The organism is Paenibacillus glucanolyticus, from assembly GCF_037333485.1.
In the GTDB taxonomy this organism is placed as follows: domain Bacteria; phylum Bacillota; class Bacilli; order Paenibacillales; family Paenibacillaceae; genus Paenibacillus_AQ; species Paenibacillus_AQ glucanolyticus.
The window spans coordinates 3,468,864-3,480,688 of record NZ_CP147845.1 but is presented as its reverse complement, the minus strand read 5'-3'; the positions used below and the strand labels follow the sequence as shown (position 1 = coordinate 3,480,688).

At 43.9% G+C, this 11,825-nt stretch carries 10 protein-coding genes and 1 pseudogene; 10 read left to right on the top strand and 1 reads right to left on the bottom strand.

The window, feature by feature from the left end:
• The first annotated feature begins 254 nt into the window (after window positions 1-254).
• The 3 genes from WDY75_RS16430 (at window position 255) to WDY75_RS16420 (ending at window position 3,039) form a co-directional block, all read left to right on the top strand.
• The gene (locus WDY75_RS16430) at window positions 255-1,856 is read left to right on the top strand and encodes a hypothetical protein (RefSeq protein WP_063479540.1); all 1,602 of its coding nucleotides are present in this window, start codon (window positions 255-257) and stop codon (window positions 1,854-1,856) included.
• Window positions 1,857-2,206: 350 nt separating this feature from the next.
• Window positions 2,207-2,503 (top strand): metalloregulator ArsR/SmtB family transcription factor, encoded by a 297-nt coding sequence (locus WDY75_RS16425; protein ID WP_235187341.1) that lies wholly within the window; start codon window positions 2,207-2,209, stop codon window positions 2,501-2,503.
• Window positions 2,504-2,556: 53 nt separating this feature from the next.
• The gene (locus tag WDY75_RS16420) at window positions 2,557-3,039 is read left to right on the top strand and encodes an SRPBCC domain-containing protein (RefSeq protein ID WP_036639145.1); all 483 of its coding nucleotides are present in this window, start codon (window positions 2,557-2,559) and stop codon (window positions 3,037-3,039) included.
• A 323-nt stretch (window positions 3,040-3,362) separates the two neighbouring features.
• Here WDY75_RS16420 and WDY75_RS16415 read toward each other — a convergent pair whose 3' ends face one another.
• Window positions 3,363-3,911, bottom strand: a complete 549-nt coding sequence (locus WDY75_RS16415) for a GNAT family N-acetyltransferase (RefSeq protein WP_063479541.1) — start codon at window positions 3,909-3,911, stop codon at window positions 3,363-3,365.
• A 202-nt stretch (window positions 3,912-4,113) separates the two neighbouring features.
• Between WDY75_RS16415 and WDY75_RS16410 the strand changes: the two are divergent.
• The 7 genes and pseudogenes from WDY75_RS16410 to WDY75_RS16380 all read left to right on the top strand — a co-directional run bounded on the left by WDY75_RS16410 (window position 4,114) and on the right by WDY75_RS16380 (window position 11,267).
• Window positions 4,114-4,611: pseudogene (locus WDY75_RS16410) on the top strand (recombinase family protein).
• A 51-nt stretch (window positions 4,612-4,662) separates the two neighbouring features.
• Window positions 4,663-4,974: a DUF554 family protein gene (locus WDY75_RS16405; protein ID WP_082834353.1), complete on the top strand. Its 312-nt coding sequence runs from the start codon at window positions 4,663-4,665 to the stop codon at window positions 4,972-4,974.
• 296 nt (window positions 4,975-5,270) lie between these two features.
• Window positions 5,271-6,221, top strand: a complete 951-nt coding sequence (locus tag WDY75_RS16400; RefSeq protein WP_006210626.1) for a carbohydrate ABC transporter permease — start codon at window positions 5,271-5,273, stop codon at window positions 6,219-6,221.
• Window positions 6,222-6,285: 64 nt separating this feature from the next.
• On the top strand, window positions 6,286-7,155 hold the full coding sequence (locus WDY75_RS16395; protein ID WP_006210627.1) for a carbohydrate ABC transporter permease: 870 nt from the start codon (window positions 6,286-6,288) through the stop codon (window positions 7,153-7,155).
• Window positions 7,156-7,203: 48 nt separating this feature from the next.
• Window positions 7,204-8,583, top strand: coding sequence for an extracellular solute-binding protein (locus WDY75_RS16390; protein ID WP_006210628.1), 1,380 nt, complete (start codon window positions 7,204-7,206; stop codon window positions 8,581-8,583).
• A 369-nt stretch (window positions 8,584-8,952) separates the two neighbouring features.
• The gene (locus WDY75_RS16385; RefSeq protein WP_063479543.1) at window positions 8,953-10,809 is read left to right on the top strand and encodes a prenyltransferase/squalene oxidase repeat-containing protein; all 1,857 of its coding nucleotides are present in this window, start codon (window positions 8,953-8,955) and stop codon (window positions 10,807-10,809) included.
• Between the two features lie 173 nt (window positions 10,810-10,982).
• Window positions 10,983-11,267, top strand: coding sequence for a hypothetical protein (locus tag WDY75_RS16380; protein WP_036639133.1), 285 nt, complete (start codon window positions 10,983-10,985; stop codon window positions 11,265-11,267).
• Window positions 11,268-11,825 lie beyond the last annotated feature (558 nt).

Here is an 11,825-nt window from a genome sequence, read left to right as displayed (position 1 = left end):
TGACTATAGCCCTGCGTAGGTTATAGTCATTGTCGTCATCTCATAAGTTTACATAATATATAATATGTATACCATTACTTTGTTGAAACTTTAAATATCGGATATTCAACCTGCTGGAAGGCATCGAGATTTAGTAGTCGAAAAATTGAAGACTAGGTTCTTACACAATCAACGATTTGTGATGACAATCTCCTAATCCTGGAGCATTAAGCTTAGATGGTTCGGTGACTATTTCAACTCGGAGGTGCCATTAAGTGCAGCTGAAGAAGAAAACCATCATGGTTTTGGCGCTCAGCTTGTCCATTCTTTCGCAAGGCATGGTTGTCCATGCGGCGAAGGAAGAAGGTTACAAGTTTAAGCCGGAAGGTAACGGTAAATGGATGACGGGTGAGTACCACGCACATACTTATCAATCCGATGATGCCAGTCAATCCCTGCAAGAAGTGCTGGACCATGGATTTCAGGAGTACAATCTGGACTGGATTGCAATTTCTGATCATCTTCGAACCTCTACACGGGATGAAGATGGGAATGCGATTGCTGGCGGACCTATTCCGCTCTCTCAGGGACTGGCCCAGTACCAGGTTCCCGGAATCAAGCAGCTTCAGGCAGCAGGGAAATATAAGAACAAAATTATCTTCTCGGGGTTTGAATGGGATATGCCTACCTATGAGCATGTGGGTATCGGTATTATTGCGGGAAAATTCGGCTCAGAATCTAGCCTGAAGGCCGTCAGTCAATTTGAGTATCTGTTCACCAACCGTGAAGAATCGTTGTTCGACCCCGCAGATGTTGCGAATTGGAATAAACAAGGAAGCAGGGCATTTACGACACGGGAGGATGCTCGCATGGCACTGGCTTGGCTAGAGAAGAATTATCGGAATAGCAGTTACGCCTTGCTCAACCATCCCTCTAGAAAAACCGTGTACACCATTGCGGACATTCGCGACTTCAATAACATGGCTCCGAACGTCGTATTTGGAATGGAAGGCATGCCCGGGAATCAGATGGAGCCGGATCGAGGCGGCTTAAACCTGACAACGCCGGAAAACAGAACTTATGGCGGCGCTGACTTCATGATCGCCAAGGTTGGCGGCGTATGGGATGCTTTGCTCGGAGAAGGACGCGAGTTCTGGAATTTCACGAATTCGGATTCGCATTTTGAGATTAGTGAAAACCGGTTGTATTCCAGCGGATATTGGCCAGGTCAATACGCCAAGAATTACACTTGGATACAAGGCCAAGACATGCAAAGCGTATTGGACGGTATGCGTTCAGGTAAATCATTCTCTGTCTTCGGCGATTTGATTAACGCACTGGACTTCCAGGTCCGTCATGGTAACAAACAGGCAGAAATGGGTGGAGATCTTCATGTTAAGAAGGGAACGCCCATCGAGATCACCATCCGCTTCAAAAGCCCGAAGAAAAATAACAATGGCGATGCTGTAAAGGTGGATCATGTCGATCTGATCGCAGGGGATGTAATAGGTAAGGCACAGCCAGGTACGGCTGCATATAGCAAGAGTACCAACGATTCTACCAAAGTCGTTAAGCGGTTTACAAGCAAAGACTGGAAGACCGATCGGGACGGATACAACGTGATCACATATCGAACCGTAGCCACGAAGGATCAATATTTCCGTCTAAGAGGTACCAACCTTGGGGTCAATGTAGCAGGAGAAACAAGTAACGGTAATCCGTTAATGGATCCTAAGACGGACATCGAAGACCATGAGATGCGTTTTGCGGAAATTAACAAACGAAATTATAGTGATCTGTGGTTCTACTCCAATCCCATCTTCGTTTCTGTAGATAGTAAACCGAACAAACATGGGAACCATTCGGAACAAAAATGAATACATGCAATGCATGAAAGAGACTGCCGATCTGTCGGCAGTCTTGTTTATTCATGACATTAATTATCCCGCTGCTTAAGAAGGAGCGGATTGGGAGTGGGGCAGTTTTAGCTAATTGTTATGGTACTTAACAGCTCAATAAAGCCACCTACTATATGGGGCATTGCCGACAAAACACAGATAATATATGGTAATACATTTTTTGGGAAGATAAAACCCTAATTTTTCTAATCTAAGTAGAAAAATCAGGGTTTTAATATTTAACTGAGTGGTTGACTTATTATTGTATATCCATTATATTTAACCATATGGTTGAACAAAATAATAATCTAGATAGTGTTTTCCACGCCTTGGCTGATCCAACACGAAGAGAAATTGTTCGTCTTATTGCCTCTCAAGAACGTACAGTATCGGAATTGGCCGCACCTTTTGATATGTCTTTAGCAGCTATTTCTAAGCATATTAAAGTCTTAGAACGGGCAGGCATTCTTGATAGGAGTGTAAAAGGTAGAACACATACTTGTCGCCTTAATGCCGAATCCTTATCATCTGCAACGGATTGGCTGCGCTTTTACGAACATTTTTGGAACAGACAGTTTGACGCTCTTGAACGTGAGCTTAGTAACGCTAAAAAGGAGGAACATTAAGGTATTTGCAATAAACTTATTACGATAAAATTATTATGAATAGGATGATTGAGATGATCACTTCAACAACTACCCTAACAATGACACGTCGTTTTGAATTCACTGCGGAAAGAGTGTTTGATGCGTGGGTAAACCCAGAAATGATGAGTAAATGGCTATTTAATCCAGAAGAAAAAGCTAATTTTGTAGAGAATGATTTTTGCGTCGGAGGGTCTTATAGGATTAGGGACCCCAAAGAAGGAGAAGCTATTGGGAAATATCTTGAAATCGATAAACCCTTCAAATTAGTATTTACATTTCAAATCCCAAAATATAGCGAAACGATAGACCGAATAACCGTATTATTAGAACCCATAGATGGTGGCTGCGAAATGACTTTCACACAAGAAATAGTGGTTCCTCATGAACAAGGATGGACCACAGAAGACATTGAAAAGGCGCATCGTGAATTTAGAGATGGTTCTGAACAGGGATGGAACAACATGTTTGATGTTTTAGTTAAACATTTATCGAACAGAAATAACCCTCAAAAATAACTAATCAAAACAGAAGCATGAACTTTATTGAATGTCTTTTTTAGATTGAATAGTAGTCTCACTGTTTCACGGTTGGAAAACAATATGACATTTGGCGAAGTTTCTTCAACAAACGGGCTCGATTGTGGAATAAAACTTTATTTTACCTCCATCAAAAACTGGACGGGGGTATGCGTTTTGAAAGTATTTAACATGAAATCGGAAAGTAACCTTGTGAAAAAGTGAAAGATCTGTGTCGTAACAGGGTTTTCCGTCATAAAAAGTTGCTGATTTTTTCACAAAATAAACAGGATACTGATTAAGAATCACTCTTTTTATGATATCTATCCTTGGAAATTATGACGATCCAAACTCATGAAAAAAACAGGTCCAGGTTCTTCTGGGATATCTGGGACCATTTTAATAATCTGAAACCCAACTTTTTCATAGGCTCGTATAGCTATACTATTGTTAACCTCTGGATTAATAATACACCTATCTACACTTTCATCGGAAAAAACAAACTGACTTAGAAAACGTGACAGAATTTTTGTGCCAAGTCCTTTATTTCTATACTCCTCTTCTCCTATAAATAGGTCTAAACTGGCTGAATTAGTTAGATCAACATACTTTTCAAATACTGGATAATCACTCCAATTGAATGTTTGTATATAACCAATAGGAGTATCATTATAAAGAATTAGATACGGATCAGTTGGTTCAACCCTTTTGATATAATCAGAAAACTCTTGGGTTACCTTTTCATAAGGTTCTTTTTTGTTGTAAGCCCAAAAACGGTTAACAAAACGGTCATTTCTAATCCAGTCATACATAAGTGGTAAATCTTCGAATATAAGCCTTCGAAACTTAATCATGTTTGGATTCAATTTCATATTTCCCCCTTTGAACAGGTTAACGTAATGGTTACTAATTTTTAGCCTAATAAAATTATTTTAAATTTTCAATCTTAGTACAGCTATTATTCCATAATCTGGACCTCTTGCTTAACAATATTGTATCAGAATTATCTTTATAAATGCCACTTAGCATTGAGGGTTAACGTATCAAAAACGACCGTTTTTGGTATGAAAGGGGATGTTTGTATTGAAATTTGGTTATGCACGTGTTGGCACACAAGATCAGTCATTATCATTACAACTCGATGCATTGAATCAATATGGGGTTAATGAGACCTTTAAAGAAAAAGACATAACCGTCCACAGTTAGATGAACTTCTTAAAGTTTTGCGCAAAGACGATACAGTGTTGTCTATAAATTAGACCGAATCAGTCGAAGTACCAAGCATTTAGTTGAACTTATGGAACATTTTGAAGCAAAAGGCATTAATTTTGTATCCATTCAGGATAAGATTGACACGACAACAGCAATGGGACGATTCTTCTTTAGAATGTTAACTAGCATAGCCGAATTGGAACGAGATATCATTAGTGAAAGAACAAAAGATGGACTGACGGTAGCTAGAGCTAGGGGAAGAAATGGAGGGAGACCGAAGGTTGAATCAAAAAAAAAATCATGCTTGCCATAAAGATGTATGAAAGCAAAGACTATTCTTTATCCCAAATTAAAGTGTAAAGAAAGAATCTTCCAGCGAGACCCCTGATCGAACAGCGATTTAAGCATGCGGTGTCCAGATTTTCGACAGGCAATCTAGCGGAAGGATTATCTACCGTCTGGCGTCAACCTTTGGTATCGGTATTATTTTATCAGCCGTTGTACTATTTTGTTGGCAAGGATTATTCAAACGTTCTGGCCGGTGCTGTGTCGGGTTTTATCACACCGGAGCTGTTAACCGAAATATCCATTGTTGGGGGAATCTTGATTCTGAGTTCTGGCTTGAGCATATTAGGCATCCGGCATTTCAAAACGATGAATCTAATCCCGGCGCTGCTGATTCCTGTTGTGTTTATTACGCTCAAGACGATGCTGGGTATGTGATGATGAACCGTCAATTTCAGGTTAGATATCTGAGATGGACGGTTTTCTTCGTTTTGATAGTTTACATAATATTTATTATGATGCCTTAATCGGAATAGGCATACACCTAGATGTGGTCCATTGCATACACTGCCGATGAGGAATCGTCACACCTATGTTGTTCTTACGTTCGCATCTGTGAAAAAAAGAATAACACATAATCCGGATTCGTCCACATAACCATGTACAGAATGGACATGATCGCTTGTCCAATCACCGGCATGAATCCGGTTATTAACGAAAGGAGGAGGATCAGTTTGTCATCCACCCCAGAAGGGAAATGGACTGCGGATCATCGGAGTATGGCTAAACGAAGATTCAGATTTACACGCAATGACTGGATGGGCTATCTATTCAGTGCCCCGCTTATTATCGGGGTTGTGGTATTTGCCATCTATCCCATGTTCGCCGCGCTGTTCATGAGTTTTCATCAGACATCTGGGCTCAATTTATCGGGCGCTTGGGTGGGCCTCAGCAACTACCGATACGCACTGGAGGATTCCTTATTTTGGCAAGCGCTTACAAACACATTTATGATGGGGATATGGTCTGTTCTGCTTGGTATTGCACTGTCTTTTATTCTGGCCAGCCTCATTAACAACTTGAAGTGGAATCTGGGCCGTAATTTTTTTAAAGCCGTATATTTTCTGCCCAATGTGGTATCCGGTGTTGCGACAAGCCTCTTGTTTTCGTTCTTGTTCTTTCCGTCCAAGGAGGGACTGATCAACTTTGTTATTGGCTTGTTTGGCATGGATCCTGTTGGATGGTTCACGAATCCTGAAGTCGCACGGTACAGCATTGTGCTGATGAGTTTGTGGGGCGCGCTCGGGTATAACACGATCATTTTCCTGGCCGGATTACAAAGTGTTCCTCGGGATCTTTACGAAGCAGCAGAAGTGGATGGAGCCGGAACGTACCGGAAGTGGTGGTATATCACGATTCCTTATTTGCGTCCAATCTTTGTGTTTATGCTCATTATGGGAACCATTGGCGGCATGAAGCGGTTTACCGATGTCTGGTTAATCGGGGGAACGGCTGGCAATCCAGGAGGAAGCTTGATGACGGTCGTGCTGTACATTTACCGGAATGCGTTCCTTGCTTCACAGATGGGTCTGGCCACTGCCGTATCCTACTTACTGTTCCTGATCATACTCATTCTGACGGCATTCCTCATGCTGCTTAACCGCCGTAAAGACAGTTTAGACTAACTCGGTCGCCTTGCCGATTCGGGAACCTTAGGGAACCGTAAATTCACAAGACAGGAGGGTAACTATGATCGATTCAGCCTTACCCAAGGAACCTGTACGCCGTAAACGAATCACACTTCAACAGCTTATTTTAACAATGGCCCTGCTGCTGGGTTCATTTATTATGATTGTGCCGTTCCTATGGATGCTCGTGACCAGCTTCGATTGGGGGGCACGACTCAATATCTCTTTCCCGCCCAAAATATGGCCGGAGGAGCCTTCGATCCGAACTTATGAAGCCGCTTTCACTAACATCAATATGTTTCGATATATTGGCAATTCAACACTTGTTAGTGCAGGAGTCATTGTCATCAGCTCGTTGTCTGCGCTTTTGTCCGGATATGCCTTATCCAAACTCCGCTTCAAAGGGGCAAACTTCGTTCTGCTGCTGGCCTTAAGCACGATGATGATTCCATTCGAAATGACGATGATTCCTCAGTATCTGCTGTTCAGCAAGCTCGGTTTGGTTGACAACTATCTGGCTTTTTATTTGCCGGCGATGAATTATGCTTTCGGTACTTTTTTAGCCAAGGCGTTCTTTGATCAATTACCCGGCAGTTTAAGGGAAGCCGCGGTATTGGATGGGGCCAAGGAAATTACCGTATTCAGCCGGGTTTATCTTCCGCTCTGTACACCCATTATCGCCACCATGGTTATTCTGCTGTTCCTTGGCGTCTGGAACGATATGCTATGGCCGCTGCTGATTCTGAAATCCGCTACCAAATACACCATTCAGATTGGTCTGGCGATGTTTACCTATAACAACGGGATCAATCAACAGCCTTCGATCATTATGGCGGCAACCACAACGAGTCTGATTCCGGTTATCGTCGTCTATATGTTCCTGCAGCGTTATATTATCGAAAGCATTGCGCTCTCCGGTATCAAGCAGTAATCCCGCGTTACGCGAATTTCATCTATTTTTTACGGAGGTGTGTCTGATATGAAGAAGACGGTACTGCTTATTCTGTCTTTTGTACTTGTGTTTACGATGGCCGCTTGCACTGGCAGTTCGGGAAAAGACGTAACCGGCGGCGTCCAAATTGAGAAAGTGTCTGATATGCAAGGAACGGTTCGCGTTGCGCTGGCAGGCTGGCAGCTCGAGAACGGGATTGATGCGTTGACAGGGAATCCGACGATCGGCCTTAACGAATATTTGGATAAAACGTTCAAGAAAATGTATCCGAACATTAAACTTGAGGTATATCAAATCCCATGGGAGAACGTAAAAGCAAAACAAACGGCCATGCTGCTCTCCGGGGACGCGGATGTATTATACACGGGCGGAGCCTTTGCTTCCCAATGGTATCAGGAAGGACTGCTGCGGGATCTGGACGATCTGATTGAAAAGGACACCTCATTTGACCCCAGCATTTATCTGGAAGGCATCATGAACAATTCCTACAGCACCAAGTCCCCGGATGGCAGCAAGCAATTTGGCATTCCTGTCGCCCTTGGTCGCCGGATGACTATCTACGATAAGAAGCTGTTTGAAGACTGGGGAGTGGATACACTCACCGCACAGCCTGGTCCGGAAGAAATTCTGGATAAAGCTAAGAAAATGACCGGCAAAAACCCGAAAACCGGTGAAGACAATTTCGGCCTGTATTGGAGCGGCAACTCGTTAAACGGATCTACCTTTGTTGCGCTTACCCTTGCTTTTGGCGCGAAGGGAGCGGAAGGGTCGTTGAAAGATATCAAGAACATTAAGTGGCATCTCAACACACCGGAAATGGTGAAGGTGCTGGAATGGCTGAAGGAAGCTGCCAAGCTGCCGCCGGCCGGTTTCGTCAACGCCCAGGGTGCCGAGAATTTCGGGCTTGAGAAGAACAACATTGCCATCGCGCTGGATTCTACCGGCGGTTCAACCATGAGTGAATACCGTTCGAAGCAGAACAAAGAGCTGCTGGACCGATTTGAGCCGGTATTGAACCTGGGTCCAAAAGGCGAAGGCTGGGTTGCAGTCGACCCGTTCATCATGGCAAAAAATGCAAAAGATGTGGATGCGTCATGGGAAGTGATGAAGTTCTTGACGAGTTACATGACGCAAAAATATATGTATGAAAATTTCTCGAATACCCCCACATTGAAAAACGCTGATTTCGTAACACCGGAAGATAAATTTGTGAAAAAAGCGCTTGAAATTGCGGAAGTTGGCCACTCGGAGCTTATGGATGAAGCCAATCCGTTCTATATGAGCGACATCGCTCCAGCCATTAACGGATTTATTAGCCAGGCTGCATCCGGTCATGCACCGGATATTCAGAAGTTTCTGGATGATCTGCAGGCACGTGCAGAGAAATGGTCTGCTAATCTTAAGTAAGGTAGGTTACAAGAGGACTGCATAAAGCGCGCAGCTCCTCAGAGACAGGCCTAATCATGATGATTATATGAGCCAATATGCAATATATTCCAGTTTATTGTAAAATGTGCATGGTCCAAATCAAGTGAAGAGATGAAGCCGGCCCAAGTGGCCGGTTTTTTTATGAGATGGAATGGAGCCCGGCATATTTTCAGGATATTTGCTGCTGCTGGTTACTGATATGGGAATCAGGCTTTTAAGCCTGGTGCAAAATATGCGGATGTACCCGAGACTAAACGCCTCTACCGGATGCTTTGTCCCCACATACGATAAAAAAACAGGTTCTTGTGACGAGATACCCTATCAATGTGGCAAGGAGTTGAGACGACAATGGGTCGGCTGAAGACCGTACAGACAGAGATTCAAACCTATATTTCGCATCTCAAATCCTTACAGTTTCCGGACGGATCCTGGAGATTTCTTTTTGAAACGGGGCCGATGACAGATGCCAATATGATCATTCTATTGAAAAACCTGGATACCAAGCCGGAGCTAATTCCGCAGCTCGCGCAGCGTCTGAAGCAGCGTCAGGCTCCAAACGGCGCATGGAAGCAGTACGACGATGAAGTGGGCCATCTGTCTTCTACGGTCGAAGCTTATACAGCCCTGTTGCTATCCGGTTGTGCAAGCCGGGAAGACGTTATGATGCAGAAGGCTGAGGAGTATATTGTACAGCATGGCGGTGTGGAGCAAGCCCATGTTTCGACTAAATTCATGCTGGCGCTAAACGGGTTCTATCCTTGGCCTCGTTTTTTCCCGCTGCCCCTGTATTTGATACAGCTTCCCAAATCAAGTTCTTTCAGTTATTACCGTTGGAGCTCGTATGTCCGCAGTCATTTTGCTTCCTTGCTGATCCTCGGCCACCGCAAGTTTAAGCTTCATCATCCTCGGGAGATCAACATCCATCATCTGTTTGTAACACAGCATTTTCATAAACTACGTGAACCGAGACGTTCAAATCGCACACGGGAAAGAAAGAAAAAAGGTTATCTGTCGAGAAGCGCACTTAAAAAAACAGAGCAAATCCTCCTGCAAAATATTGAGAATGACGGAACACAATACAGCTATGCCAGCGCGACCTTTTTTATGATTTATTCTCTGCTTGCCATTGGATATAAGACGGACTCACCGATGATCAAGCAAGCGGTAGAAGGCTTGGCTTCTTTCGGTTACACTGCGCGCGACGGGTCGCTGCACATTCAAAACTCCCCATCAACCGTCTGGGATACGGCACTGATTGCCTATACCCTCCAGGAGGCAGGAGTATCAACGGAAGATGCCGGAATTCTGCGAGCTGCGAAGTATCTTCTTTCCTTGCAGCATTTGGAGAAGCAGGAGTCGGAAAGAGACTCACGGCATCGTACCTCCGGTGGATGGGGATTCTCCGAGAGCAACACGGCCAATCCGGATGTTGACGATACACAGGCGGTTATTCGCGTACTTACCAGGTTAGCAGCCCAGGAGAGTGACTACAGCGCGGCATGGAGAAAAGGAATTCAATATGTATTCCGTATGCAAAATGATGATGGAGGATGGGCTGCTTTTGAGAAGAACAGTGTCTCGTCGATTATACGTTTATTTCGAATACCGCATTTTGCTGAAACTGCCGCCGACCCTTCCTGCGCGGATATTACCGGCCGGGTGCTGGAGCTGCTCGGGAATCACTTGAAACTGCGTTTATCCCATCCGCGCATTCAAGACGGTTTAGACTGGCTCGTGAAGAAGCAGAAGAGCGACGGCTCCTGGTATGGCCGGTGGGGAGTGTCTTTTATCTATGGCACATGGGCAGCGGTGACTGGAATGGCTGCTGCCGGCTTGCAGGCAGATCATCCTGCGATCCGGCGGGCCGTGGACTGGCTGTTGAGAATCCGGCATGAGGACGGGGGATGGGGCGAGTCCTGTCGGAGCGATTTCATTAAGAAATATAATCCGGCTCCATACTCTACGGTCGTTCATACGGCATGGGCTTTGGATGCGCTGATTGCAGTTCACGACAATCCAACCGAGGTGATCGATCAGGGGATCCTTCGTTTAATAGAGTGGAACCGACAAGAAGGCAGGAGAACCACATATCCTGCTGGTGCTGGTTTGCCGGGACATTTTTATATTCATTATCACAGTTATCCGCTGGTCTGGCCGCTGCTTACCTTGAGCCATTATGTGCAGAAGTACCAAAAACAGCCCTAATTCATCATATTCCGAAGCCTTCTGGTTATACACCCTGTCCATATTGGAAACATAGCATATGCTTTTATTACCGACGTATTGTCGGAAGCGGAACCAGCTAACAATAAGCGTTTACTGTATTTATTATTCAATCCTGAGGAGAATGAAAAGAAGCTTGCGAAAGGAGAAGGCAGATGGCATATCTTGATCCTGAACTAATGGGAACGTTTCGAGGCAAAATGATGAATCCGAGATACTTCCATCAAGTGTATGGAATTCTCTGCAAGAAACGCTGCGAGGATTTGCGAGACTATAACAGGTGCTGTGGGATGATTGATGAATTGTCCAATTGCTTGGGAGTACCGGTTACTCCTTGTCAAAAAGAAAATGCAGCGAAGTGGCTTATGGAATGCGGTGTCGATCCTCAAAATGGATATCATCGCAGACGCATGTGGAATATGGTATGGGGAAGAGGCTAAGCAAATAGGGCGAGTTTGGTTTATGCACCTTCGTTGAAGAAGTCGCGGGAATCCGCGGCTTTTTTATTTACTGAGTTGGGTACCTTGGTGAGACAGCTTGTTATGTCTTGTTATGTATAGTAGGTTTAAAAATGGTTATAGTTGTATATGTAACCACACGAATATTTACAGTAATTGGAATGTAATTGGAATTGAACTCGAAAGAAAAAACCTTTGAACAACCAAGGAATGCGAACAATCAAGGAATGCGGAATCGGTAATTTAGACGTATCATGTAATTTGTTTTTGAACTTTGGAAAACCGAACTTAAATACCACATCGACGACCAATTGAATGTTTCGTTTAGAGTAAGTTTAAAGAAGCAACTAAGAAGCAACTAAGAAGCAACTAAGAAGCAACTAAGAAGCAACTAAGAAGCAACTAGAAAGACCAATAAGGGCCTAGAAACAGATGAGTGAGAACCAACCACAAAATAATATCTCTGTCTGAAGGTTTTTGTATGAAATCAATGATTACTAAGTTTTCCCGAAAGTCTATTTCACAAAACTCGTATTTTGT